Annotated in this window: 25 protein-coding genes; 13 read left to right on the forward strand and 12 right to left on the reverse strand. The window is 71.4% G+C overall.

Going from position 1 to position 25,356, the window contains the following annotated elements; genetic code table 11:
* The first annotated feature begins 70 nt into the window (after positions 1 to 70).
* Positions 71 to 883 (forward strand): hypothetical protein, encoded by an 813-nt coding sequence (locus tag ACFQRJ_RS01360; protein ID WP_377016233.1) that lies wholly within the window; start codon positions 71 to 73, stop codon positions 881 to 883.
* 44 nt (positions 884 to 927) lie between these two features.
* Here the strand turns inward: ACFQRJ_RS01360 and ACFQRJ_RS01365 are convergent, their stop codons facing one another.
* Complete coding sequence (locus ACFQRJ_RS01365; RefSeq protein ID WP_377016235.1) at positions 928 to 2,361, reverse strand: DUF2079 domain-containing protein; 1,434 nt, start codon at positions 2,359 to 2,361, stop codon at positions 928 to 930.
* Between the two features lie 122 nt (positions 2,362 to 2,483).
* On the opposite strand from ACFQRJ_RS01365, the gene ACFQRJ_RS01370 reads away from it, so the two are divergent.
* Positions 2,484 to 3,311: a hypothetical protein gene (locus ACFQRJ_RS01370; RefSeq protein WP_377016237.1), complete on the forward strand. Its 828-nt coding sequence runs from the start codon at positions 2,484 to 2,486 to the stop codon at positions 3,309 to 3,311.
* A 24-nt stretch (positions 3,312 to 3,335) separates the two neighbouring features.
* Here the strand turns inward: ACFQRJ_RS01370 and msrA are convergent, their stop codons facing one another.
* The 8 genes from msrA to ACFQRJ_RS01410 all read right to left on the reverse strand — a co-directional run bounded on the left by msrA (position 3,336) and on the right by ACFQRJ_RS01410 (position 10,590).
* Positions 3,336 to 4,031 (reverse strand): peptide-methionine (S)-S-oxide reductase MsrA, encoded by a 696-nt coding sequence (msrA, locus tag ACFQRJ_RS01375; RefSeq protein ID WP_377016239.1) that lies wholly within the window; start codon positions 4,029 to 4,031, stop codon positions 3,336 to 3,338.
* A gap of 80 nt (positions 4,032 to 4,111) precedes the next feature.
* Positions 4,112 to 4,660, reverse strand: a complete 549-nt coding sequence (locus ACFQRJ_RS01380; RefSeq protein ID WP_377016241.1) for a hypothetical protein — start codon at positions 4,658 to 4,660, stop codon at positions 4,112 to 4,114.
* Positions 4,660 to 6,048 carry a DUF58 domain-containing protein gene (locus ACFQRJ_RS01385; protein WP_377016243.1) on the reverse strand — a complete coding sequence of 463 codons (1,389 nt, stop codon included), beginning with the start codon at positions 6,046 to 6,048 and terminating at the stop codon, positions 4,660 to 4,662. The genes ACFQRJ_RS01380 and ACFQRJ_RS01385 overlap by 1 nt, the downstream gene beginning before the upstream one ends.
* Positions 6,045 to 7,034, reverse strand: a complete 990-nt coding sequence (locus ACFQRJ_RS01390) for an AAA family ATPase (protein WP_377016245.1) — start codon at positions 7,032 to 7,034, stop codon at positions 6,045 to 6,047. Before ACFQRJ_RS01390 ends, ACFQRJ_RS01385 begins: the two co-directional genes overlap by 4 nt.
* On the reverse strand, positions 7,031 to 7,546 hold the full coding sequence (locus tag ACFQRJ_RS01395; RefSeq protein ID WP_377016247.1) for a hypothetical protein: 516 nt from the start codon (positions 7,544 to 7,546) through the stop codon (positions 7,031 to 7,033). Before ACFQRJ_RS01395 ends, ACFQRJ_RS01390 begins: the two co-directional genes overlap by 4 nt.
* Complete coding sequence (locus ACFQRJ_RS01400; protein ID WP_377016249.1) at positions 7,543 to 8,235, reverse strand: DUF4129 domain-containing protein; 693 nt, start codon at positions 8,233 to 8,235, stop codon at positions 7,543 to 7,545. The genes ACFQRJ_RS01395 and ACFQRJ_RS01400 overlap by 4 nt, the downstream gene beginning before the upstream one ends.
* Positions 8,232 to 9,512, reverse strand: coding sequence for an SAM-dependent methyltransferase (locus tag ACFQRJ_RS01405; protein WP_377016251.1), 1,281 nt, complete (start codon positions 9,510 to 9,512; stop codon positions 8,232 to 8,234). Before ACFQRJ_RS01405 ends, ACFQRJ_RS01400 begins: the two co-directional genes overlap by 4 nt.
* Positions 9,513 to 9,603: 91 nt before the next feature.
* Positions 9,604 to 10,590, reverse strand: a complete 987-nt coding sequence (locus tag ACFQRJ_RS01410; protein WP_377016253.1) for an NADP-dependent oxidoreductase — start codon at positions 10,588 to 10,590, stop codon at positions 9,604 to 9,606.
* A gap of 226 nt (positions 10,591 to 10,816) precedes the next feature.
* On the opposite strand from ACFQRJ_RS01410, the gene glp (ACFQRJ_RS01415) reads away from it, so the two are divergent.
* On the forward strand, positions 10,817 to 12,133 hold the full coding sequence (gene glp / locus ACFQRJ_RS01415; RefSeq protein WP_377016255.1) for a gephyrin-like molybdotransferase Glp: 1,317 nt from the start codon (positions 10,817 to 10,819) through the stop codon (positions 12,131 to 12,133).
* Here the strand turns inward: glp (ACFQRJ_RS01415) and ACFQRJ_RS01420 are convergent.
* A complete protein-coding gene (locus ACFQRJ_RS01420) occupies positions 12,113 to 12,430 on the reverse strand; it encodes a hypothetical protein (RefSeq protein ID WP_377016257.1) in 318 nt (105 codons plus the stop codon). The genes glp (ACFQRJ_RS01415) and ACFQRJ_RS01420 overlap by 21 nt on opposite strands.
* 300 nt (positions 12,431 to 12,730) lie before the next feature.
* Between ACFQRJ_RS01420 and ACFQRJ_RS01425 the strand changes: the two genes are divergently transcribed.
* From ACFQRJ_RS01425 to ACFQRJ_RS01445, 5 genes are all read left to right on the forward strand, one after another.
* Positions 12,731 to 13,723, forward strand: coding sequence for an ABC transporter permease (locus ACFQRJ_RS01425; RefSeq protein WP_377016259.1), 993 nt, complete (start codon positions 12,731 to 12,733; stop codon positions 13,721 to 13,723).
* 4 nt (positions 13,724 to 13,727) lie between these two features.
* Entirely contained in the window at positions 13,728 to 14,735 is a 1,008-nt protein-coding gene (locus ACFQRJ_RS01430; RefSeq protein WP_377016261.1) for an ABC transporter permease, read from the forward strand.
* An 11-nt stretch (positions 14,736 to 14,746) separates the two neighbouring features.
* The gene (locus ACFQRJ_RS01435; protein WP_377016263.1) at positions 14,747 to 16,516 is read left to right on the forward strand and encodes an ABC transporter ATP-binding protein; all 1,770 of its coding nucleotides are present in this window, start codon (positions 14,747 to 14,749) and stop codon (positions 16,514 to 16,516) included.
* 270 nt (positions 16,517 to 16,786) lie between these two features.
* Positions 16,787 to 18,508, forward strand: a complete 1,722-nt coding sequence (locus ACFQRJ_RS01440; protein ID WP_377016265.1) for an ABC transporter family substrate-binding protein — start codon at positions 16,787 to 16,789, stop codon at positions 18,506 to 18,508.
* Between the two features lie 151 nt (positions 18,509 to 18,659).
* On the forward strand, positions 18,660 to 19,946 hold the full coding sequence (locus ACFQRJ_RS01445) for a ThiF family adenylyltransferase (RefSeq protein WP_377016267.1): 1,287 nt from the start codon (positions 18,660 to 18,662) through the stop codon (positions 19,944 to 19,946).
* A gap of 76 nt (positions 19,947 to 20,022) precedes the next feature.
* Here ACFQRJ_RS01445 and ACFQRJ_RS01450 read toward each other — a convergent pair whose 3' ends face one another.
* Positions 20,023 to 20,331 (reverse strand): MoaD/ThiS family protein, encoded by a 309-nt coding sequence (locus ACFQRJ_RS01450; RefSeq protein WP_377016269.1) that lies wholly within the window; start codon positions 20,329 to 20,331, stop codon positions 20,023 to 20,025.
* 16 nt (positions 20,332 to 20,347) lie between these two features.
* Positions 20,348 to 21,448 (reverse strand): GTP 3',8-cyclase MoaA, encoded by a 1,101-nt coding sequence (gene moaA, locus ACFQRJ_RS01455; protein ID WP_377016271.1) that lies wholly within the window; start codon positions 21,446 to 21,448, stop codon positions 20,348 to 20,350.
* 242 nt (positions 21,449 to 21,690) lie between these two features.
* Between moaA and glp (ACFQRJ_RS01460) the strand changes: the two genes are divergently transcribed.
* Genes glp (ACFQRJ_RS01460) through ACFQRJ_RS01480 form a run of 5 tightly spaced genes read left to right on the forward strand, consistent with a single transcriptional unit; the run spans position 21,691 to position 25,355 of the window.
* The gene (gene glp, locus ACFQRJ_RS01460; RefSeq protein ID WP_377016273.1) at positions 21,691 to 22,980 is read left to right on the forward strand and encodes a gephyrin-like molybdotransferase Glp; all 1,290 of its coding nucleotides are present in this window, start codon (positions 21,691 to 21,693) and stop codon (positions 22,978 to 22,980) included.
* On the forward strand, positions 22,977 to 23,492 hold the full coding sequence (gene moaC / locus ACFQRJ_RS01465; RefSeq protein ID WP_377016275.1) for a cyclic pyranopterin monophosphate synthase MoaC: 516 nt from the start codon (positions 22,977 to 22,979) through the stop codon (positions 23,490 to 23,492). The genes glp (ACFQRJ_RS01460) and moaC overlap by 4 nt, the downstream gene beginning before the upstream one ends.
* Positions 23,489 to 24,037 (forward strand): molybdenum cofactor biosynthesis protein B, encoded by a 549-nt coding sequence (locus tag ACFQRJ_RS01470; protein WP_377016277.1) that lies wholly within the window; start codon positions 23,489 to 23,491, stop codon positions 24,035 to 24,037. Before moaC ends, ACFQRJ_RS01470 begins: the two co-directional genes overlap by 4 nt.
* Complete coding sequence (locus ACFQRJ_RS01475; protein ID WP_377016279.1) at positions 24,034 to 24,597, forward strand: molybdenum cofactor biosynthesis protein MoaE; 564 nt, start codon at positions 24,034 to 24,036, stop codon at positions 24,595 to 24,597. The genes ACFQRJ_RS01470 and ACFQRJ_RS01475 overlap by 4 nt, the downstream gene beginning before the upstream one ends.
* A gap of 50 nt (positions 24,598 to 24,647) precedes the next feature.
* Positions 24,648 to 25,355, forward strand: a complete 708-nt coding sequence (locus ACFQRJ_RS01480; RefSeq protein ID WP_377016281.1) for a hypothetical protein — start codon at positions 24,648 to 24,650, stop codon at positions 25,353 to 25,355.
* Position 25,356: the final 1 nt, after the last annotated feature.

A 25,356-nucleotide genomic window follows, 5' to 3' on the forward strand; every position in this document is an offset into this window, starting at 1 on the left:
CTCACGGAGAACAGCGGGCCGGGCGAATATTCGTCGGCCGGAAAGCTCCGTCGTGATCGGGAGGGGATCCATGCGAAAGCGAGCCAGGGGCATCCGCAGCGAGGTGCCGCTGCGTACCCGGCCGTGGGCGAGCATCCTCATGGCCACCGGGAGCGTCGCCGCGGTCGGCACGGCGGCAGGTTTCGGCATCGTGGGAATCGGCCCGCTGGCCGCACTCGCCGGCGATACCGAGCAGGTCACCGAGTCCCGCCAGAGCGAGTCCGCGCCGTCCGACGGGGGAGGCGACGTGCCCGTTCCCGCGAGCGTGCCCGCGCCTCCGGAGCCCTCCGCGACGACGACGGAGCCGGCGGAACCGAGCGAGACCCCCGAACCGACCGAGACCGCTGAACAGACCGAGGTCCCCGAGCCCGCCGTCGAGGAGACCACCGAGGCGGAGGACGTGCCCACACCGGACCAGCCGGCGGAGTCGCCCCGCGAGCAGACTCCGGGAAGCGGAAGCGGCGGCGGAAACGGCGGTGGAAGCGGAAGCGGCGGCGGTGGTGGAGCGCCGAGGCCAGCTCCGCACCCGGAGCCGGCCCCTGATCCCACGCCGAACCCGCCCCCGGCTGAGAGCCCGGATCCGGAGGAGGAACAGGACCCGCCGAGCGAGGGCCAGGACCCGCCGACCGACGGTGAGGATCTGCCGGGTGACGGTGAGGGCCCGCCCGGCGAGGGAGGGGACCAGCCGGGCGGTGGCCAGAGTTCTCCGCCGGACGGCGAGGATCCGTCGGACGAGGTATCTACCCCGCCGCAGGACGGGGAGGGCCGGCCGGGCGGAACCGGCTCACCGGTGCCGACCCCCACCTCCACGTCGGCCTCGCCCTCGCGAACCACGGACGCGTAGGGCGCCGGCGGCGAGGCACACCTGCCGGCTCTCCGATCGCCGACCTACGGCCGGCAGACGACCGTGAAGCCCCCGTCCTCGTAGGTCGTCTCGTACTCCGTGCCCCAGCGCTGCTGCGCCCACAGCGCGACGTCCTCGGGCGGGCGACCGTCCCAGGAGAAGGCGTACCGATCACTCAGCACGCAATCGGGAACGCGCTGATTGGGCCCGTGGGTCCACTGCACGTCATGATCCGGGACCGCGTGAGCCATCAGCGTGATGTCGACCGCGAGCACCGCGCCGTCGGGCACTGCCTCGAGCGCTTCGGCGGCCGGTGCGGCGCGCCAGGTGGGCTCCCACTTCTGGGGCCGGAAGATGTCCAGGACCGGCATCGCCCCGGCCAGCACCAGCGTCACCGCGGCCGAGGCGGCGACCGCCGTGATCCGGAGACGGCGCACGGGGATCGGTGCATCCTCACGCAGCCAGGCCGTCGCCCGTCCCGTGCGCCTGTCCCCGAGCGCATCCAGCATCGCTGCCAGCGCGATCGGCATCAGGATCGCGTTGTAGTGCCAGTACCAATCCCAGTAGAACTCCACCGTCCCGGTGAACCGCCACGCCAGAGTCGGCAGCATCAGCGCGATCAGCGGGGAGCGAGCCCCGATCAGCCCCGCGGCCAGCAGCAGCATGAGCACCGTCAGCCATTTCATCGGCGGCCAGAGCACCTCGAACGGAGAGCCGAGGTTATCGGTGTAGTCGTACTGCCCTGCCGGGTTCAGCAGCGGCAGGATCACGAACGTCGCCATGATGAACCAGCCGGCGCCCCAGCAGACGAGGCCGAGTCCTTCGGTGCGGTACTCGCGGTGACGCAGGGCGATGATGCCGCCCAGCAGCGCGACGGTCAGCCCCAGATCCTCCTTGACGAAGACCAGCGGCGCGGCCCAGAGGATCGCACCCAGCATCCGTTCGCGCAGCAGTGCGGTCAGCGACAGGGCGAGCAGCGGCACCGCGACGGCGATCTCGTGGAACTGCACCGCGGCCGCCGACTGCAGGCCGAAGGAGAAGACGTACGCCGCGCCCGCGAGCGCACCGAGCGGCGCGCCGAGCCGATCGATGGCCAGGCGCGTCAGAGGGATGGCGGAGAGACCGAACAGGAGGGCCTGGGTCCACAGCAACGCCTCCCCGGAGGGCCACGCCCACCACACCGGGGCCAGCAGGGCCAGGATCGGATGGAAATGATCGCCGAGGAGATTCACGTCGTCGCCCTTGATGGGGACGATGGGCGCGCGCAGCTCGCCGTACGCGCGCGCGAGCTGGGTGAAGATCCCCAGATCCCAGGAGCGCGCGACGAGATGGTGGAACTGCTGGGAACCGAGCAGCCCGTAGGCGAGCGTCGCGAGCACGGCCAGCAGCGGCGGGACCAGGCGGCGCGTCCGCTGGTGACCGCGACCGGGGCGCGGCGTGCCCCGCTCCGGCCGGGAGGCGTGGGCGGCGAGGTTCACGGGGGCGAGGGTATACGGCCGGTCCGCGCTCCGCGGATTCCTGGCTGCCACGTCACCGCACGCGCGCCCGGAGCGGAGCTCGAGCGCAGGATTCGCTCGGACGGAGACTCTAGTATTCGGTCATGACCACGCTGTCCGGGGGCCGACTGCTCCGCATCGCCGCTGCGGCCGGGGCCGTCGGGGCTCTCGGCCTCATCGAGCATCGCCGTCTGGGGCCGTGGACCCACGCGGCCTATCGCCTCGGGTACGCGGCGACGACCGGCATGATCGTGGCCGATGCCGCCCGCCGGGACCAGCCCCTGCTGGACCCGGTCCGGGACGGCATCGTCACCGGTGGCGTCACCCTGGGGATGATGGGCGCGTTCGAACGGGTCGATGCGGCGATCATCGAGGGGATGCGGGGCGCGGGAGTCCGTCGGGCCCGTCCGATGCTGGCGGCGCTCGGTGCGGTCGCCACGGTGGCGCTGTACGGGATGTCGAGCGTGGAGGGCCAGAGCCACCGCTGGGGCTCGATCGACGAGATCTTCGACGAGCCGGAACTGGCCGATCTTCCCGGCGAGGCCAGGGCACTCGTGGCGGCGCTGCTGGAGCCTCCCGACGACGGGCCGGTGCTTCCCGGTGCCCGGACGCTGCGCGACCAGCTCGCCACCGCTCGGAGTGTCGATCCGGGCTATCTCAGCAGCGACGTGCAGGTCGTGGTCGAGCAGCCCGAGCGGCTCGCCGTGCCCCGGAATCAGACCTGGCCGGTGACCGGGGAGTTCACGCGTGCCGGCATCCGCTTCCTGGTGCGGCTGCAGATCAGCGACGGCATGCTGAGCCTGCTCAGTGTCACCGTGCCGGACGGGGAGCGGCGCGTTCAGCAGGCGCTCGAGCACCTCGCCTCGCCCGGATTCGTCCTGCCCAGCCCCGACGAGCTCACGCTGCGCGTCGAATCCGACCGGCCGGACTGACCTCGCCGGCGACTGCCACGCCGGTCACGCCAGTGAACAGGCGACGCCGTTGAACCCGTGATTGCAATAGGCACCGGGATTCTTCGCGAGGAACTGCTGATGCTCCGGCTCGGCCGTGTAGTACGTGCCGTCCCCGGCCTCCGCCAGCGGCTTCAGCTCAGTGGTGATGCTCCCGCGGCCGGCGCCGTGGAGCGCCTCCTGGTAGCGCTCCGCGGAGTCGCGCACGAGCTCGCCCTGGGCCTCGGACGTCCAGTACACGGCGCTGCGGTACTCGGTGCCGACGTCGTTGCCCTGGCGGTTCGCCGTGGTCGGGTCGTGCTGCTGCCAGAACTCCGTCAGCAGGGCGCGCAGGGTCTCGTCGCCCCCGGTGTAGATGATGCGGACCGCCTCGGCGTGACCGGTGCGAGCCGAGAAGACCTCCTCGTAGGTGGGGTGGGGCGTGTAGCCGCCGGCGTACCCCGCCGAGGTGGTGTGCACGCCCGGGATCTGCCACGCGATGCGCTCGATGCCCCAGAAGCAGCCGCCGGCCAGGATGATCTCCTCGCTGCCCGCCGGCCACGGGCGCGGGTCCGCGGGGGCATCGGGGCCGAGCATGTCGGTGCCCAGCACGAGATGCTCGCGCTCGAGCCGGTACGGATACGCATCGCGACCCGGGAGAGCATCCTCCGGCGCGACCATGTCCTTCTTGTGCGCATACAGGAGATCCATCATCTGCCACATGCCGTTCACGGTAGCCCTGCGCGGCCGCGCGCGGGAGAGGCCAGGGACGCTTCTCACGGGGAGGGCCGGGCGCGGAAGGATCACCGTGTGCGGGGCAGCACCGTCGCCAGCAGGGCGAGCACGGCCAGGACGCCGGCGACCAGCATCCACGGACCGAACTGGAGCCCGGAGAGCGCCAGCACCACGACTCCGCCCACGACGCTGACAGCGAGGACCGCCGCGAATCCGCGCCCGCCGAGAGACCAGGCCGAGCGCTCGAACACGCCATGCGCGGGCAGCGTGGCAGCCAGCGCGAACGCCGAATGCGACACCAGCAGAGCGACCCCCACGCCGGCGGCGCGTACCAGCGTCAGCTCGTCCTGGCCCACGAGGGCGAGGATGATGACCAGGGGCGCCAGCAGGCCGATGTCACTGTCCGGATTGACCACCTGGACCAGCACCGACAGGCCGACGCCCAGCGTGACCAGCACCGTGCCGATATGCACGAACAGCCCTCCCGGGAGCGTGAGGACCACAGCGATCGCCATGGCGATCAGCCCGGTTGCCCGGAGGGCCCACTGGCTGCCGCTGACGGTCCACAGCCCCAGCAGCAGGGTGGCCACCGGATCCAGCATTCTGCCCAGGCGCATCATGACCTCCTCATCCGTGGCGCCGAGCGCGCGGCGGACAACGACAGCAGCACCGGCGCGAGCGAGGAGGGGCCCTCCCAGGCCGTCACCGGAACCCCGGCCTCGCGCAGCTCGCGCACCGTCTTCTGTCGCAGCATCCGCCGCAGGGCCCACGCCTCGGGCCAGAAGCGATCGGAGATCCTGCCGTCCGTGCGCATCGGCTTGCCCCGCAGCACCGAGACGTCCCCGATGCTGGGCGGGAGGGTGTCCACGACGATCACGTCGGCCCCGTGCGCGACGAGCGTGCCGATCTGCGTCACGGCATCGGGGCTCAGCAGCGGCGAGCAGACGACCGTGAGCGTTCCGGGGCGCACTGTGTGCAGGCGGCGCGAGGGACGGGTGCGGCCGTCGGCCCGTCCGGCGCGCGAGAGGGCGTCGGTCAGCACGCGCAGCTGGCGCGGCCCCGTCCCGGCACGGACCGGCCCGATGAGATGGCCGATGTCGAACACGGCGACGCGGTCCCCGGTGGTGAGGTAGTGGCGCGCGATCGCCGAGGTGGCGCGCACGGTCATGTCCAGGCTGGTGGGCGCCTCCTCGCCGGCCCAGGGGGCGGGCGGGATGTCGGCGATGGTGTCGGTGACGATGAGGACGTCGGTGTCCTGCTCGGTGAACGTGGCATTGGTGTGCAGCTGCCCGGTGCGGCTGGTGACGCGCCAGTTGATGCGGTGCAGACGGTCCCCGGGCCGGAACGCCCGCACCTCGGCGAGGGCGGTGCCATCGCCGCGCCGGCGGGAGAGGTGCATGCCGCTGATCCCGATGGGCGTGGGGACCTCCGTCGGCGCGTCGAGCACCGTTGAGGACGGCACCACCTGCACCTCCAGCGGCGGCAGCTGCTGCTGGGCGCGGAAGGCGCCGAACGCATCGGTGGCCAGCACGTGTATCGGGCCCACGCGGACGCGTCCCCAGCGCTGCGCGCTGACCCGCAGGCGCAGGGACCCGTCGCCGGCCACGGAGCCGTGCCGTGGTCCGTACATGACGTGGGGCTGCATCGGGACCGTCGCCGCGGTGAGCACGCCGGGAGCGGTCGTCATCGACACCGCGGCGGTTCCGCCCTCCTCGAGCGAGCGACGGTTCGCCGACGCCTCCGGGGCTGCGACTCCGTGCTCCTCGCCCCGGGCGATGCGCCGCGCGAGGGCCACCAGCGCCCACGCCAGCAGCGGCAGCCCGGCGAGGATCACCAGCGGCCGGCCGATCAGCACCGCCAGGCCCACCGCGGTGCAGCCGACCACGGCGGCCCGCACCAGGGCGGCCGTCGGCCGGGTGCGGACCAGCGGGAGCCGGGGTCCGTGGTTCTCCGCCGGCTGATCTCGCCGGACACCCCTGCGCCTGGCGTCGGTCCCGGCGCTCACGTCGGCGTGCCGACGGGGTCGACGGCCGCGGGGACCGGCACCTGGCCGAGCACGGCCTCGACCACGCCGGCACCGGTCGCGTTCTGCAGCCACAGCTCGGGCTTGACCGTCACGCGGTGATCCAGCGCGGGGTGGGCGAGGGCCTTGATGTCCTCGGGCACCACGAAGGTCCGCCCGCGGATCACCGCGAGTGCGCGGGCGCAGGTGATCAGGGCGAGCGTGCCGCGGGGCGAGGCCCCGACCAGGGCATGCTGATGGGTGCGGGTGGCGGCGACCAGCTCGACCGCGTAGTGGCCCACCGAGTCCTCGACGTGGACGTCCTCGACCGCTGCCTGCACGCCCAGCAGCCCGGCGCCGTCGAGCACCTCGGCCACCGTCTGCTCCTCCCGCCGCCGGTCCAACCGGCGGGAGACGACGTCCCATTCCTGCTCGGCGGTCGGATATCCGAAGGACAGTCGCAGCAGGAACCGGTCCAGCTGCGCCTCCGGCAGCGGATAGGTGCCCTCGTGCTCGATCGGGTTGGCGGTGGCCAGCACGTGGAAGGGCTGCGGCAGGGGGCGGGTGGTGCCCTCGACGGAGACCTGGCGCTCCTGCATCGCCTCCAGCAGCGCCGACTGCGTCTTCGGGGGCGTGCGGTTGATCTCGTCGGCCAGCAGCAGGCCGGTGAACACCGGTCCGGGGCGGAACACGAACTCTCCGGTGCGCTGGTCGAACACCTCCGCGCCGGTGAGGTCGGCCGGTAGCAGGTCGGGGGTGAACTGGGCGCGGGTGAAGGGCAGCCCCAGCGCCTGGGCGAAGGAGCGTGCCGCGAGGGTCTTGCCGAGGCCGGGCAGGTCCTCGAGCAGCACGTGGCCACCGGCGAGGATGCCGGTCAGCACCAGTTCGAGGGATTCGCGCTTGCCGACCACGGCGGTGGCGACGGCGTCGAGTACGGCCTGGGCGGCGGCCGTGGCCTCGGAGGCGTTCATGGGGGTGGGGTCGGTCATCGGTCCCTCTCCTCGCCGTCGGCGAGCTCTCGGAGATAGCGGTGCAGGGCGCGCCGGTCGATGGGGCCGACGGGATGGCTCTGCGGGTCGGGGTGGCGGGCGTCGGCGATCAGCCGGCGCAGGCCGGAGCTCAGCGGCGGGGCATTCGGATCGCGGGCGCGCTCGTCGGCGATGTCCCCGAGCACTCGGGCCAGGCCGCGGGAGGTCATGCGGCGATTGGGCTGGGCGCCGTGGATGAGGTCCTCGAGGCGGCGCACTCGCATGTCCTGGGCGTCGGGGAGGATGTAGCCGGTCTCGAGATCCAGCTCGGGGGTGTACAGCGGCTCCGCGCGGGCGATCCCGACGTGGAAGAGCCACCACAGGACCCCGGCGGCCAGGCCCAGGGCGATCGGGATCGGCACGGGGATGAGGAGCCCGGCCAGGGCGCAGAGCCCGAGGGTCGCGAACGTCCCCAGGAGGGCGACGGCGACCCGCCAGAGCAGCGGCAGCAGCGGACGGATCGCGGCGATCATGGCGATCGCCTCTCGGTCGGCGCGTCGAGATCGGCGGTGAGGCGGTCCAGGAGCGTCAGGGCCTCGTCGCGGTCGCTCTCGGCCAGCGGTGTGGGGTCGAACAATGCCCGCCGGTACAGCTGGGAGAGGCGGTCCAGGGATGAGCGGTCCAGCTCCAGCGTGCCCAGCACTGCGACGACGAACTCGAGCGTGGTCTGGGAGGGACTGCGGCGCACGCCCGCCTCGGCGATCGCCCGTTCCAACGCGAGCCAGGCGGCGATCACGGCATCGTGGGCGTCGACGACCGTGGACAGCTGGGCTCGGGCATCCTCGAATGCCGCCTGCGCCTGCGCGGCGGTCAGCTCGTCCTCGTCGGCGTCGGCGGCGACGGCCGGGGTGGGACGCGCCAGCTTCCGCATCCGCAGCAGCAGCCACACCGCCAGCGCGGCCACGAGAGCGCCGAGCACCCAGAGGGTGATCGCGATCCCGGTGGAGCTCCCGTCGGACTGCGGCGGCGCGGCCGGCTCGCTCAGGCTGGGCAGGTCGGGCTGCGAGGGCTCCCTCTCGCGCAGAGGCGGCTCGAACTCCGGCTGGGTGCGACCGACGAACGTGGGGCCGGAGCCGCGGTCCGCGGCAGCTCCGAGGGTCGCCAGACCCACCCCGCCCAGCGCGGCGACCAGTAGCAGGAGCGCCACGACCCGTCGGCTCACGGCAGCGGATCCGGTGACGGCGGGGACGGCGAGCCGTGCGGAGAGGCGATCACGATGGCCTGCTCACCGGCGATGCGGGTGAGGATCAGGGTCGCGGATTCGTTGCCGAAGCGGCGGGGGCGCAGCTTGCGGCGCAGCTCGTCGGGCTCCACGGCAGTGCCGCGCTTCTTGATCTCCAGGACGCCGAGATGGTGCTCGCGCAGGTAGGAGATGAGGCGTTTGAGGCCGAACGGCATCACGTCCCGCACCGAGTAGCCGCGGGCGAAGGGGGTGTCGATCCGGCGGTCACCGGTGAGGTAGGCGATGGTCGGATCCACGGTGTGGGCGTCGAGGTGGGCCGCGAGACGCCCGATGAGCCCGGCACGGATGACGGCGCCGTCGGGCTCGTAGAGATGATCGCCGAGCGGGCCGGAACCCGGGTCCGCGGTGGCGTCGGGTCCGTGATCGAGCCGGTGCGCCCCGTCCCGGTCGATCAGCACGGCCGACGAGGTGACGCCGGGGCGCGCCAGTGGACCGAACCAGGCGGTGGCCTCGAGGACCTGGCCGTGGAAGGAGAGCCACTGCACCTCGGTCTCGGCTGGCAGGTCGTCGCGATCGATGCCGGGGCCGAGCTTCGCCCCCAGGGGTCCGAACTCGTCGCCGCGACCGAGCCGGCGGGCGAGGTCGATCACCGTCGACAGCGGCGGCTCGTACTCCTCGGGATCGTGCAGACGGCGGGTGCCTCCGCGGGCCGGGGCACGGCGGCCCGGGTCCAGCCAGATGGCCTCGGTGTCGGTCGGGTCGTGGCCCTCGGCGCGGCCGAGGTTCACGGTGGCGGTGGGGAAGGGGCGCAGGTTCATGGTGGCCACGGCGACCGCGAGCGGGTCGCGGTCCACGGCGCGGACCTCGAGGCCGAGACCGGCGAGGGCCATCGCGTCGCCTCCGATGCCGCAGCCGAGATCGGCGACGGAGGAGATCCCGGCGCGCTGGAAGCGCTCGGCGTGCATGGCCGCGACCGGCAGTCGGGTGGCCTGTTCGAGGCCGTGCGGGGTGAACAGCATCGAGGAGGCGAACTCCCTGAACTTGTCGACCGCCTTGGCGCGCAGCCGGGCCTGGGTCATCACGGCCGAGACGAGCTCCGCGGAGTACCCGGCCTCGCGAAGGCGTGCGCCCTGGCGGAGGGCATCCTGCTCCCGGTACGGCGGCAGAGAGTTCAGCAGTGCCCATCCGGCGGGCTGGAGGACAGGCTCGAGCGCCTGGACCGCGGCGTCAGCGTCGTCGGGGGAGGGCGGAACCATGCCGACCAGGCTACCTGGTGGGCATGTGTCCCGGGTCACCGGGCCGGCGGTCGAGGATCCCTCGCCCTGCCGGGCACCCCGCGGAACAGCCTCAGGCCGACGTGTCGAGCACGAGCTTGCCGCGGGTGTGGCCGTCCTCGAGGAGGCGATGGGCCTCGGCGATCTCACTCAGCGGCAGCACCTGGGAGACCTCGAGCGGATAGTTGCCGGCGCGGATGCCCTGGACCAGGCGGTCCAGCCGGTCGCGGCCGGTCTTGATCTGCGGCACCCGTGCTTCCACACCCTTCTCGTGCGCGGGGGTGAGGTCGGCCAGAGTGGGCAGAGCGACCGCGAGCCCGCCCTCGGCCAGGTGGTCCAGGCTGGGCTCGAACGTCGAGTGGTAGTGCGTATCGAGGACGACGTCGACCCCGCGGCCGCCGGTCTCCTGACGGATCTGGGCCTCCCAGTCCTCGGCGTCGTAGGCGATGGGCGTCGCGCCCAGCTCGCGGATCCGCTCGGCGTTCGCCGCCCGTCCGGTGGCCCAGACCCGCTCGGCGCCGGCCTCCAGCACCATCGGGATCAGCAGCTGGCCGACGCCGCCGCTGCCACCGTGGACGAGCACCGTCTGGCCCGGCTGGATCTGCGCGGTGTCATGGACGGTGGCGATGGCCGTCAGGCCGGCCAGAGCGAGGCCGGCCCAGCGGGGCAGGTCCTCGTCGGGGACCTCGTCCGGGATGGGGGCGAGCTCGTCGGCGCCGATCGCGATGACCTCGGCGGCCACTCCCCGGAGATCTCCGGGAGCACGCATCCCGAACACGCGGGTACCAGGGGAGAGGCCGCGGGACCCGAGTTCGGCATCATCGAGGCCCGAACCCGCGAGCATCACCGTGCCGGCCATCTCGCGACCGGTGCCCGCCGGCAGCTCCAGCTCCTTCGCCTTGCCGGAGGAGCCGTCGCGCAGCTTGTAGTCCAGCGGGTTCAGCCCCACGTAGGCCACGCGCACGAGCACTTCGTCGGGCCCGGGCTGCGGGCTCGGGGCGTCCGTGTGCAGGGTCAGGACCTCGGGGCCGCCGAAGCGGTCGAATCGGATCTCGCGCATGGATCCATCATGCACCCACGGGCGGGCCGGTGGCAGGATGCGGCGCCGGGCTGTGGACGGCCTCGGGGCCCGAGTCCGGGGACCGTGGGATGATCGCGGGCGAGCACTGCCAGCAGGCCGCGATGCCGGCCCCGATCCGATCTCGGCCTGACTGCGTGTCCCGGCCCGGACACGTCCCACCCGAGCGGGGACCCCGAGCACGAGACGGAGCACCCCGAGGAGAACCATGTCCGCTGACCGCATCGACCCGTGGCGGTGGCGCGCCTCGCTGATCGAAGCAGCGGCCGGGCGCCTGTGGCCGGTGCGCACCGGTGAGCCGATCCCGCTTGCCGAATCCAGCGGGCGCCGACTCGCGGAACCGGTCCGGGCGCCGGAGGATCTCCCGGCGGTCGCCGAATCGGCGATGGACGGTTTCGCCGTGCACGCGAGCGATCTGGCCGACGGAGATGCCGTCCAACTGCCCGTGATCGCCGATCTGCCGGCCACCGCGACGCGGCCGGGGGCGGCGGAGCCCCACGTGCCGACCGGTACCGCCGCCCGGATCATGACCGGCGCGCCCATCCCGGCGGGAGCCGATTCCGTCGTCGAGATCGAACGGACCGACGCGGAACCCGCCGGCCAGGCTCCGACCACCGTTCGCATTGCTCCGCCGGAGGAAATGCGACCGGGTCGCCATGTGCGTGGCCCGGGCGAGGAGGTCGCCCGCGATTGCGTGCTGGCCGAAGCCGGCGACGTCGTCGGCCCCGGTCTCGTCGGTCTCGCCGCGACTCTGGGCCTCGCGACCCTGACGGTGCAGCCGCGGTTGCGGGTGGGCGTGCTGGTCACCGGCGACGAGGTCGTCGACGGCCGGCACGGCGTGCCGGAACCCGGTGGGATCCGCGACTCCAACGGTCTGATGCTCGCCGCCGCGGTCGCTGAGCTCGGCCACACAGCGCGCACACTTCGCAGCGGTGACGCTCCAGCGCAGTTCCAGCGCGCGCTTGAGCAGGCCGCGGAGGATTCGGACCTGGTGATCACGACAGGTGGCATCGGCTACGGCGCCTATGACGTGGTCAAGGCGACGCTGGGACCGGATGGTCGCGGCACCTCACACTTCGCCCACCTAGCCCTGCGCCCCGGCGGACCGCAGGGGTTCGGCACCGGTCCTGGAGGCGTGCCTGTGATCCACCTGCCCGGCACCCCGGTCGGAGCCCTCGTCGGATTCCACCTGTTCGCGCGGCCTGTGCTGGCCGGGGAGGCCGGCATCGCCCGAGCCCGTCTCGCCGCCGCAGCGGAGGGAGCCCGGCCACGCACGTCAGGGAAGGGGTCGAACCGCGTGGCGCGGGCCGAGCCGACAGCCAGGACGTTGCATGCATTGCCGGGACGCCTGAGCCAGAAGGACGGTGAGGCCTGGGTCGAACTCTTACCGGGGCGTCGACTGATGCCCTTCGCGCGTGCCGACGCTCTGGTGCTGCTGGAGCTCGCCGCCGGAGCGGAGCTGCCGGAAGGCGACCACGTTCGTGTCATGCGCCTCGCGGCCGGCTCACCGGCCGCCTTCGTTTGACACCTCGAGCTGGCGGTCGCGCGCGTCGGCCTGTTGCCGGGACATCTCGCGGCGCGATCGACGGCGATCGACGAAGGTCCGTGTCCAGGAGGCGATCATGACCACGCCGGCGCCGAGCGCCAGTCCGAGTGTCAGGGCGGCCAGCCATGCACTGTAGAGCCATCCGGCCACCGGGACGAGGGCGAGGGCGAGCAGCCCGATAGGCCACGGGCCGATGCTCTTCCTGCCGAGGAGGTCGGCCCCGGCGACGGCGGCGAGGACGCCCAGTGCCAGGGTGAGGAGGTGCAGGAAGGTCACGATTCGAGCATAACCGGCTGTCAATTGGTGCCTGGCGGCCCGGTTGAGGCACTTTTGCCGGGTCCCGGGGCGCTATCGTGTCCGGGGTGCGAACCGGGTGAGACCCGGAGCACATCGACAGGCCCAGGGTGGGGAACCCTCACCGAGCCACACAGATGTGGTCGGCGTCCCGTGATGATCCCGGGTCGTAGCGGGCCCGCCTCGACGCGGACTCCCGGTCACGAAGTACTGCAGGACGCGACCCTGCAGGTACGGAGAGGAAGACAGAGGATATGCCGGACAGCTTGCCCAGGAGACAGCGTGATTAGGTTCGTCTCGATCCGGGTGCTCACGTACGCGATCCTCGCTTTCGTCGCCACCAGCTTCGCCTACCTGCTGGCCGCCTCCCTCATGCATCCGGAGGAAGTGCTGTACCCGCCGGCGGCGACCGAACCGGTCCCGTACGAGAGTGCTCAGCTCTATCTCAACGCGCGCAACGTCAATCCCGACACCCCTCTGTTCGAGCGCTACGCCACCTGGCTCGGGGGATTGGTCCGTGGTGATCTCGGCGTGACCACCGGGACCAACAAGGCCATGGTTCCGGTGGTCGACGAACTGGCCAACAGGATCCCGATCAGCCTCCGGCTCGTGCTGCTCGGCACCATCATCGGGACCGTCGTCGGCGTCGTGCTCGGCATGATCGCCGCGGTCCGTCGCGACTCCCTCGACGACCGCGCCTCCACTCTGCTGGCCTTCTTCGTCCTGTCCCTGCCCACCCCCGTGATCATCCTGATCGTGCAACAGGCCAACCAGGCGATCATGGACAGCACCGGCTGGGGCCTGCCGGCGATCAACCCGATCAACCCGCTGCTCGAGCCCGGGTCCTGGGAGTCGATCCGCTACCAGGTCAAAGCGCTGGTGATGCCGACGATCGTCCTGGCCGTGACCGCTGCCGCCTCGTACTCGCGATACATGAAGGTCACCACGTTGGACGTCCTCGGCAGCGACTACCTCCGCACCGCCCGGGCAAAGGGGCTCACCCGCGGGCGTGCGATGACCCGGCACGGGCTGCGCATGGCGCTGATCCCGATGGGGCAGTACTTCGCCTTCGCCGTGGGGGCCGCGTTCTCGGGGTCCCTGTTCGTCGAGCTGATGTTCAACTGGCAGGGCATCGGCCGCTTCGCGATCTCCTCCATCGGGATGGCCGACGTCAACGGCACGGCCGGGGTCGTGCTCTACACGGCCATCCTGACGCTGCTCTCCGCGACGCTCGCTGACATCCTGCAGGGCGCGCTCGACCCGAGGATCCGGTGAGACCATGACGAACTCCCACGACATCCGCTCGAGCGACGACGCCGCGCAGCTTCGAGAAAGCACCGAGCCCGACGCCAACCTGGTCCTCGAGTCGGGATCGCAGGACGCCGCTGCGCCCGCGGACCAGCCGACCGCGGACCCGTTCGAGTCGATGAGCCGCGGGGTGCTCCTGCGCCGCCGCTTCCTGCGCAGTCCCAGTGCCTGGATCGGGATGATCTCGTTCGCGCTGCTGGTGCTGCTCGCGATCTTCGGCCCGATGCTCTATCAGTACGGGCCGTTCGAGCGCGACCTCCGCAACGCCCTGACGGGTCCGAGCGCCTACCACTGGTTCGGCGTCAACGAGAACGGCCTGGACATCTTCGCGCGCACCCTCCAGGGCCTGCGCATCTCGCTCGTGATCGGTATCGGCACCGCCCTGCTGACCTCCCTGCTCGCGCTCGTCGTCGGCGTCGTCGCCGGCTACGTCAGCAGCAAGTCCACATGGGGCGCACTCGCCGACGGCGGGCTCGTCAACCTGATCAACCTGTTCCTGGTGATCCCCTCCCTGCTGCTGCTCATGCTGTTCAGCCCCGTGCTCCAGCAGGCGACCTGGTTGTGGATGATCCCGCTCCTGGCCGGCTTCGCCTGGATGCTCACCGCCCGCGTCCTGCGCGCGATGACCCAGCAGCTGGTGCGCACCGAGTATGTCCAGGCGTCGCGCTTCATGGGCGTCAACCCGATCATCACGATGACACGGCACATCATTCCCAACATCGCCAGCTGGATCATCATCGACACCACGCTCGGCGTGAGCGCCGCGATCCTCGGGGAGACCGGGCTGTCGTTCATCGGCTTCGGCATCCAGTACCCGCAGGTCTCGCTGGGCACGGTGCTGCAGGACTACAACATCTCCGCGCCCTACACCTGGATGCCGCCGGCGGCGATCCTCGCGGTGCTCGTCATCTCCATCAACCTCATGGGTGAAGCTCTCCGCGACGCCCTCGACCCGACCAGCGGCTCCAGCCGACTCTGAGGGGAAGCCGAATGACCGAACCCATCCTGTCCGTGCAAGACCTCAGCGTCTCCTTCCCCTCCGAGTACGGGACGGTGCGCGCCGTCCAGGAGCTCAGCTATGAGGTCCGTCCGGGCGAGGCGCTCGCCATCGTCGGCGAGTCCGGTTCCGGCAAGTCCGTGAGCTCGCTGGCGGTGATGGGCCTGCTGCCGCGCACGGCGAGCGTGAGCGGTGAGATCGACCTGCTGGGCCGCAAGGTATTCACCATGGACGATCGTGAGCTCTCCGCGCTGCGGGGCAACACGATCTCCATGGTGTTCCAGGACCCGCTGTCGGCCCTGACCCCGGTGTATCAGGTCGGACGCCAGATCGCCGAGGTCGTACGCATCCATCACCCCGAACGCTCGAAGGCGCAGGCGGATCGACGTGCGGTCGAGCTTCTCCACGCCGTGGGCATTCCGGAGCCGGAACGTCGCGCACAGCAGTACCCGCACGAGTTCTCCGGAGGGATGAGACAGCGGGCGATGATCGCCATGGCGATCGCCAACGAGCCCGAACTGATCATCGCCGATGAACCGACCACGGCTCTGGACGTCACCATCCAGGCACAGGTGCTGGACCTGCTCAAGTCTGCCCAGGAGCTCCTCGGCGCCGCGACCGTGCTGATCACCCATGACATGGGCGTGGTCGCTGGATTCGCCGATCGGGTCCTGGTCATGAAGGAATCGAAGATGGTCGAGACCGGCCCGGTCGACGACATCTTCTACCGGCCGCGGGAGGAGTACACGCGCAGCCTGCTCGCGGCGGTGCCCCGGGCCGATCTGGCCGAGTCCGAAGGCACCAAGAGCGTCGCGGGGTCAGCGCTGCGCCAGGTCGCCGAGCGCGCCGCGAGCTCCGAGGACCGCGGGCCGCGCGAGGCGCGACCGGCCGTGCTCGAGGTCGAGGAGCTGCAGCGGATCTACCCGATCACCAAGGGGGCACTGGTCCGCCGGAAGGTGGGCGAGCAGCGCGCCGTCGACGGCATCTCCTTCGATATCCGTGAGGGCGAGTGCCTCGCCCTGGTGGGTGAGTCAGGGTGCGGCAAGACGACCACCCTCATGGAGATCATGCAACTGAGAACTCCGCAGCAGGGCGTCATACGCATCGGGGGCAAGGAGACCGGCGCCCTGACCCGCAAGGAGCGCGCCGCGCTGCGTTCCGAGGTCACGATCGTCTTTCAGGACCCGATGGCAGCACTGGACCCGCGCATGCCGATCAGCGACATCCTCAAGGAGCCGATGCGGGTCCAGGGATACAGCAAACAGCGCATGGACGAGCGGGTGGACTGGCTGCTGAAGATGGTCGGCCTGCTTCCCGAGCACGCGGCGCGATTCCCCACGGAGTTCTCCGGGGGCCAGCGCCAGCGGGTCGGCGTGGCACGAGCCCTGGCCTGCGATCCGAAACTGATCGTGCTCGATGAGCCCACGTCCGCCCTCGATGTCACGGTGCAGGCCGGCGTGCTCGCCATGCTCGCCGACCTCAAGGCGCGCCTCGGGGTGAGCTTCTTGTTCGTCTCCCACGATCTCTCCGTCGTACGGCACATCTCCGATCGCGTCGCGGTCATGCAGAAAGGGAAGATCGTTGAACTCGGGGACACCGAGGACGTCTTTACCGATCCCCAGCACGAGTACAGTCGAGAACTTCTCGCGGCGGTTCCGATTCCGGACCCGGAGATCGCGCGCGCTCGGCGTCGGGACGTGATAGATCATTCCATCTTCGGTGGCGACAAAGGAGTCTCCTCGGGGGTCGGTACGGCCCCCTGACCAGCACAGAAGGAAACCGGAGCAGACGGCACCAGAGGGTGCCGTCCCCTTTTCCTGCCTGCGCAGAAATGCGTGTGGAGCATGCCCGGATACCGTGTGTTGCGAATGAGTAACAGCGTCAACGATCGGCCGTGTCGTAGATCGCATCGGACATAGGGTGAACCCACCGCAGGCGGGGAAGTGACCAAGGAGGTCGCAATCCCATATCGCGTGCAGGTCACATACGTGGAGCGGGCCCGACGAGCGGATCCGCGAGTGAAGGAGAAGCACATGCGTTTGACGCGGCGTTCCATGCTGGGGGCGACGGCTCTGACCGTCTCGATGACCGCCCTGGCGGCATGCAGCCAGGATCCCGGGAACAGTGGCGACGGAGCGTCCGACGGCGGTGGGGACCAGATCGCTGCCGACCAGAACGACATCAACGCGATGGAGCGGGACGAACTCGGCGAGGGAGGCGTGCTGCGCCTGGCGAACAACGCCTTCCCGGCGAACTGGAATCCGTTCCACACCGATGGCAACGAGGCGAACACCAGCGACATGCTGCGCGCCATCTTCCCGCTCGAGGTATGGCACTCCGACGCCGCCGGAGAAGTGACGGCGAATCCTCACTACGCCAAGCGGATCGAGCTGACATCCGAGGATCCGCAGGTCGTCGAGGTCGAGCTGAACGAGGGAATGACGTGGTCGGACGGCACTCCGATCAACTACACCTCGCTCGAGAACGTCTTCACGATCATGGACGGCTCGAAGCCTGAGTACGGCATCGCATCCTCCGAGGGGTACGACAAGGTCGAGAAGATCGAGCAGGGTGAGAACGACCTCACCGCCGTGATCACGTTCAAGGAGAAGTACGCGGACTGGATCGGCCTTGTCGCGCTCATGCCGGACTCGCTGGCAGAGTCCGCGGACGCTTTCAACACTGGGTGGCTCGAAGAGCCCAAGGTGACGGCCGGGCCGTACAAGGTCGGGAAGATCGACGCCGCGAACAAGACTGTGCTGCTCGAGCCGGATGAGAACTGGTGGACCGACAAGGCACTGCTCGAGCAGGTCCTGTTCACCACCATCGAGGATCCGGCCGCGACCGCCACCAGCTTCCAGAACGGTCAGCTCGACGTCATCGAGACGACGGTGCCGGCGACGTACTCCGTCGTCGAGCCGATGATCGGCAGCGGTGCCACGCTGCGGATGGCGGCGGGGCCTGACTGGACCCACATCACGCTGAACGGTGCTGAGGGTCGTCCTCTTGCTGACCAGGCCGTGCGCCAGGCGATCCACCGGGCGATCGATCGCGAAGAGGTGTTCCTCGCCGTCAACGCGACGATGCCGTACCCGGAGAACACCGAGCCTCTGAACAACCACCTGCTGATGACGAATCAGGAGGGCTACCAGGACAATGCCGGCGAATTTGGGACCTACGATCCCGATGCCGCCAAGAAGCTCCTGGAGGATGCCGGGTACACCTTCGAGAACGATCTCGCCACCAAGGACGGCGAGCCGATCGAGATCACCTACGTCTACAACGACGGCTCGAAGACCAATGAGGCGGTCGTCCCGGTCGTGCAGGAGCAGCTCGCCGCGATCGGAATCACGATGAAGGTGCAGAAGGTTCCGCCGACGGACCTGTTCGCCAAGTACGTCATCCCGGGCGAGTTCGACCTGACGTTGTTCGGGTGGGTCGGCAACCCCTTCCTGTCCTCCGGAGACGCGATCTGGAAGTCGGATGGGGAGCAGAACTTCGGGAAGGTCGGGAACGCTGAGACGGACGACCTCGTCGACCAGGCCTCGGTCGAGACGGACCCGGCCAAGCGCCTGGGGCTGATCAACCAGATCGATGCGAACCTGTGGGAGCTCGCAGGCACCATCCCGCTGTGGCAGTCCTACGACTTCTTCGTCCAGCACGACGATCTCGCGAACTTCGGCGCGTTCGGCTTCGAGAACCCCGACTGGACCAAGATCGGCTACGTCGCGGGATCGGACAAGCTCAGTTCCTGACCGCGTCCCCGCGCCGGCGTAGCCGCACCATCGCCCGGAGAGCCCCGGTCCCCACGGACCGGGGCTCTCCCGTCTGCGCCGGGGCCGCGCTCCGGGCGGCCGTCTTGGGCCCGCTGATCCACCGGAGAGCGTTCTGAGAGAGACTGCGTCCATGGTCACCGAGCGTCACGAGTCCCACGTCGGCGGTCCGCCGGAACCCCGAGGGTCTGCGGGCCGGCCGGACATCGCGGAGCGCGCTCTGCCAGCGCAGCGACTGCGCCCGCCGGGCGCGGACGCACCAGGCGAGCGCTACACCCGTCAGATGCGCCTGCCCCAGCTGGGCGAGCTCGGGCAGCGCAGGCTGGCCGCCTCCCGGGTCGCGGTCATCGGTGCCGGCGGCCTCGGTGCCCCTGTGCTCTCCTATCTCGCCGCCGCGGGCGTCGGCTCCCTCACGGTGTTCGATCCGGACGTTGTCGACGCCACCAATCTGCACCGGCAAGTGCTGTTCACCGCCGCGGACGTCGGCCGCTCCAAGGCCGTGGCGGCGGGTGAGCACCTGCGGGCGCAGAACCCCGACCTCTCGGTCACGGCCGTGGTCGAGGCGGTCACGCCCACCACCGCGCTGGAGCAGGTGAACGGCCACGACCTGGTGCTCGACGGGACCGACAACTTCCCCACCCGGTACCTGGTCTCCGACGCCTGCGAGCTGCTCGACGTGCCGCTGGTGTGGGGTTCGATCCTCGCCTTCGCCGGGCAGGTCAGCGTGTTCTGGGGCGCCGGCGGCCGCGGCGTCACCTACCGCGACGTCCACCCCGTGCCGCCGCGGCCGGGGGAGGTGCCCAGCTGCGCCGAGGCCGGCGTGCTGGGGATGCTGTGCGGGGTGATCGGATCGACCATGGCGATGGAGGCCGTCAAGGTCATCGCCGGTATGGGAGATGTGCTCTACGGCCGCCTCGCGCTCTACGACGCGCTGAGCGCCCGCTGGGACGAGCTGCCGATCGCCCGTGATCCGCAGCGCCCGCCCGTCACGCGGATCGAGGACATCGCCGTGACGTGCGGACTGCCCGGGCCGACGGGGCCGGGGACCGACGAGGTCGAGCCCGACGAGCTGCCGGCACTGCTGGCGGCCGGGACGCGGGTGCTCGACATCCGCGAGAGCTCGGAGCTGGCCGACGGGATGGTCCGCGGCGCCGAGCACGTGCCGATGGGCAGACTGCTGGATCCGGCGGGGGCGGATGATCCGGAGCTCGCGCCGCAGGGACTAGACGGCGCGGTGCTCTACTGCGCGGCGGGGATCCGGTCGGCCAGCACCCAGCGGGTCCTCTCGGAGCGGGGGATCCGGGTGCGCTCCTTGCGCGGAGGCTTCGCGGCCGCGCGGAGCAGCGGGATCGAGATCGTGCCCGTGCAGAGCAGCGGGGCCGATCGCCCGGGTCAGCACGGGAGTGGCGGCTCGTCCTGACGGCGCTGACCGCTGCCGCTGAGCGGCCCGCGCCCTGACCGATCCCCGCCGGCAGCGCGACGCCCGTTCGCGCGGATCAGCCGCCCGCGAAGGGCGGCAGCACGTCGAGGCGATCCCCGTCGGTGAGCGGTCGGCTGCGATCCGTGCAGGCCACGGCGTTGACGAGGAAGCTCGAGCGCCCGATCACCCGTGCCGCTTCCGGGGTCGCGGTGCTCAGCAGGTCATCGATCGCGTCCTGCACGCTCGAGCCGTGCACGCTCGCGGTGTCGGCCCCGTACTCGGCGGCGGCACCGGCGAACAGGCGCACGGTGATGGTGGGGAGTGCGGCGCGGCCGCTGGCACCGCTCGCGCCGGCGCCAGCATCAGAGAGGTCGGGCGTGCTCACGTCGTCTCCTGGTAGGTCATCCGCCGATGGCGCTCATGGGTCGTTCGGGCTGGACGAAGTCCGCTCTGTCCATGCCGTGGCCTGCCTTCTTGCCCCACTGGGCGGCCCGCCAGATCTCGGCGATCGCTTCGTCGTCGGCCTCGGAGCGCAGGGTGCCGCGCAGGTCCGTCTCCTCCCGGGAGAACAGGCAGGTGCGCACCCGGCCCTCGGCGGTCAGGCGGGTGCGTCGGCAATCCGCGCAGAACGGTTCGGTGACCGAGGCGATGATGCCGACGCGGCCGCGGTGGCGCCCGGTGGCACGATCGGTGACCTCGAACAGCTCGGCCGGAGCGCCGTTGCGGTCCTCGGCCACCGGCGTGAGCTCGTAGGAGGGACGCAGCATCGCGTGGACGTCGGCGGCGGTGATCATGGAGGTGCGGTCCCAGATGTGGTCCGCATCCAGCGGCATCTGCTCGATCACCCGCAACTGCAGATCGCGGCTCAGACACCAGTCCAGCAGCTCCGGCAGCTCGTGGTCATTGACCCCGGGCAGCAGCACGGCGTTGATCTTGATCGGGTCCAGGCCGGCCTGCTGCGCGCCGTCGATCCCGGCCAGCACGCGGTGGAGGAGGGGGCGCCGGCTGAGCCGCTCGAAGGTCTCGGAGACGACGGAATCCAGGGAGACGTTGATGCGGTCCAGCCCCGCCTCGCGCAGTCGCGATGCCCGATGGTCGAGCCCGATCGCGTTGGTGGTCAGCGAGATATCGGGACGAGGGGTCAGCGCCGCGACGCCGGCGATGATCTCCTCGAGGTCGGGCCGGGTCAGCGGCTCGCCGCCGGTGAAGCGCACCTGCTCGATGCCCAGGCGCTCCACCCCGATCCGCACCAGGCGCACGACCTCCTCGGGAGAGAGCATCTGGTCCTTGTTCAGGAAGGTGAGCCCGGAGGCGGGCATGCAGTAGGTGCAGCGGAGGTTGCAGAAGTCCGTCAGCGACATCCGCAGGTCGGTGGCGGCGCGTCCGAACCGGTCGGCAAGGGCCGGCGTCGCCGGGCGGTCCGAGGTGTCGGGCAGCTCGGGCGCGGCGTCGTCGGTCGTGCGCGGCTTGGGGATCCCCAGTCCGATGCGGCGGGAACTCATGGCGCAGCCCTCCCTTCGCGGTGGCCCGGTCTGCACGGTGTCCGGTCTGCGCAGTGTCCGGTCTGCAGGGTGTCCGATCAGGATAGGCCTCGTGGGCCGGCCGGGGGCATCCGGGGCGGCGATGAGGGCACCCGGCGAGTGATCACGGCCGAGGCGCCACGGTGGTGCGGGGCCATACTGGGGCCTCCGGAAGGGCACGTGAGATGACGGCCCGACATCGGCACGCGAAGGAGGCCCCCACGATGACCGGTGCCCAGCGCATCCCGCTGGCCGAGCACGTGGCCGACGCCGTCGCCCTGCTCGCCGCATCGCGTCGGGGAGAGGTGGTCGCGCTCGACGGGCGGGCCGTGGGGCGGGTGGCTGCCGGTCAGCAGCGGGCCCTGGTCGATGTCCCGGGTCACGACAACTCCCAGATGGACGGATACGCCGTCGCCAGTGCGGATCTTCCCTCAGCGGCCGACGCTGCGGTGACACTGCCGCTGGGGGAGACGATCGCCGCGGGCGACGGCCCGGGACGCCTCACCTCCGGTACGGCCCGGCCCATCATGACCGGTGCCGCGATCCCGGAGGGAGCCGACCATGTGGTTCCGGTCGAGGAGAGCGAGGCGGGCAGCTTCCATCCTGCCATCGGCGCCGGGGCCGGCACCGCGCCCGGCACGATCACTCTGACGCCGCGGTCCACCGCTGCGGGGCGCTTCGTGCGGCCCCGGGGCTCGGACACCCATCACGGCGACACCATCCTGCGCAGCGGCCAGGTGCTCACGCCGGCCCGGATCGCCCACCTCGCCGCCTGCGGCCTCTCCGACGTCGAGGTCGAGGCGCCGCTGCGGGTGATCGTGCTGTCCACCGGCAGCGAGGTCGCGGCCGACGGGGCAGAGCGCGAGGGGGCCGGTCTCCCGGACGGGGCCGTGTACGACGCCAACGGCCCCGGACTGGCGGCCGCCCTGACCGCGGCCGGCGCCGAGGTGGTCCACCGCGGCGCCGTGCCCGATGACGCGACAGCGCTGGTCACCCGCCTGCGGGCCCAGGTCACCGAGCTCGACGCCGACCTCATCGTCACCAGCGGTGGCGTCAGCGCCGGAGCTTTCGAGGTGGTCCGCCACGCGGCCGCCGGCGACGGCGTCACCATGGCGTTCCCCTCGGTCGCGATGCAGCCGGGCGGGCCTCAGGGCATCGGCACCCTCGACCTTCCCGACCGCCGCGTGCCCTGGCTCGCCTTCCCCGGCAATCCTGTCTCCGCGCTGCTGAGCTGTGAACTCATCGCCCGCCCCGCACTCGGCGCCCCGGCTCGGAGACACCTGCACCTGCCCGTCCAGCTGGAGGGGGAGGAATCCTCCCCGCCGCAGCTCGCGCAGTACCGTCGGGCCCGCGTGCTGCCCTCGGGGCGGGTGCGCCTGGTCGCCGGATCCTCCTCGCATCTGATCGGCGGGCTCGCCGCGGCCGACGCCCTGGCGATCATCCCCGTCGGCACCGAGGTGGTGCGCGACGGTGACATCCTCGAGACCCTGCTGATCCCCGGAGGAGAGAGATGAACGACCTCTCGCACGTGCGGGCCGACGGCTCCGCCCACATGGTCGATGTGACCGCCAAGGACGTCACCGCACGCGAGGCCAGCGCGCGCGCCGTGCTGCGCACCCGGCCCGACGTCGTCGAGCGGATCGCCGCCGGGGACCTGCCCAAGGGGGAGGCCCTGGCCACCGCCCGCATCGCCGGGATCATGGGCGCCAAACGCACCAGCGACCTGATCCCGCTGTGCCACCCGCTGCCGCTGTCCGGCGTCGAGCTGGACCTCGCGCCCCGAGAGGACCGCGTCGAGATCACCGCGCGCGTGCGCACCAAGGGCGTCACCGGCGTGGAGATGGAGGCGCTGACGGCAGCCACCGTGGCCGCCCTGACGGTCTACGACATGATCAAGGCCGTCGATCACCTGGCCCGCATCGAGGACGTCGCCGTGCTCGCGAAGTCCGGAGGCAAGAGCGGCGACTGGAGCCGCGAGAGCGAGCTCGATGGCGACAGGGCGACGGAGGAGGAGGAGACCCCATGAAGCAGATGCCCGCCCAGCGCAGCGACGCCGACTGCTCCGCACGCACCGACCCCGAGGACGCCCCGGCCCTGAGCGGCACCGCCCGGGTCATCATCGCCTCGACCCGCGCGGCCGACGGCACCTACGAGGATCGCACCGGACCCCTGCTCGTCCAGTGGCTCGAGGACCGCGGACTGGACCAGGTCGAGCGGCACGTCGTGCCCGACGGCCCGGACGTCGGCACCGCCCTCTCCGCAGCGATCGAGGCCGGCATCGACGTCATCGTCACCTCCGGCGGCACCGGCATCAGTCCCACCGATGTCACCCCCGAGCAGACCGCCCCGTTGCTGCAGCGCGAGATGCCCGGCGTGCTCGAGGCCGTCCGCCGCCTCGGTGCCGAGAAATCGCCGACCGCACTGCTCAGCCGGGGCGTCGCCGGCATGGCGGGACGCAGCTTCGTGGTGAACCTGCCCGGGTCGCGCGGGGGAGTGCGCGACGGGATCGCCGTGCTCGACCCGATCCTCGACCACCTGCTCGAACAGCGCGACGGTGGAGACCACGCATGAGCGGCGGTGATCGCCTCAGCGCGACCGGGAACCAGGGGCCGGAGCCGACCCGTGGCGCGGCCCCGTTCGCGGGGGAGCCGGCCGCAGATCCGCACCGGCTGCGCGTTCCCGGCGGGCCGTCGATGGGCGAGCCCGGCCAGCGGGTGCGCCTGGCCGAGATACGGGAGAGCGCGATCTCCGTGGCCCAGATGGCCGACGCCGTCAGTGACCCTCGCTGCGGTGCCGTCGTCACTTTCGACGGGGTGGTGCGCGATCACGATGGAGGTCGCGGAGTCCAACGCCTCGAATACACCGCACACCCGAGCGCCGGCGAGGTGATCGCCGAGGTCGCCCGGGAGATCGCCGAGCGCTACCCGGACGCCATGATCGCCGTCGCCCACCGCCACGGCCCGTTGGGCATCGGCGACTCGGCACTGACCTGCGCGGTCTCCGCCCCGCACCGCAAACAGGCCTTCGTCGCCTGCGACGACCTGGTCGACACCGTCAAGCAGCGCGTGCCGATCTGGAAGCATCAGACCTTCGAGGACGGCGGCACCGAATGGGTCGGAGCCCTCGGCTGACCCGTCGCCGTGCCGTTCACGACCACCCGCCATCGCCAGGAGGCCACCACGTGTCCCAGCCATCCGCGCCCGGGAGCAACCGGCGTCGTGACAACGAAAATCCCCCGCGCGAGCCTGCGCAGGAGGTGCTGCTGGCCCTCGGAGTCCGCCCGGAGACGGTGAGCCGGCTGCCCGAGCTGGACGCCCTGTGGCAGGAGATCCGGCGCGTCGGACGGCAGTACCCGGAGCTCTCCCTCGAGGAGGAGCCGCCGCCCGCCGCCGAGCGGCCGGGCGTCGGGACCTCCGCCGAGACGCCACCGGAGGTGCGGGCGCGTTTCGAGAACGACCTCGACCGCGCCTACCGGCTCGGCATGCCCCTGGCGTGCGAGACCCTCGCCGCGCTCGATGAGCACGAGATCCGCCCCGAGCTCGCCGGATACGACCGAGCCGCCCTCCAGGCCGGCCTCACCGATCTCGAGGATCTGTACGAATCCGGATCCTGGCGCGGCGCCGACGGAGCCACACTGCGCGGCTACGTCGACTGGGTGCAGGAGCGCCATCCCTGGCGCACCGCCGTGGCCCCGCCCCGCCGCGGCGAGGTCCCGCGCATCGTGGACGTGCTGCGCCGCGTGCCGCCGGCGACGCTGCGCCCGGTGACCAAGACCCGCAACCGGTTCGTACTGGGATTCCTGGTCCGCATCGGGCTGTACATGATCCGCCGCAACCCCGGGCTCACCGACGTGACCGGCACCGCCGACAGCACCGGAACCCGCGGCTGAT

This window comes from Brachybacterium sp. GCM10030252 (assembly GCF_042666535.1).
Lineage (GTDB): Bacteria > Actinomycetota > Actinomycetes > Actinomycetales > Dermabacteraceae > Brachybacterium.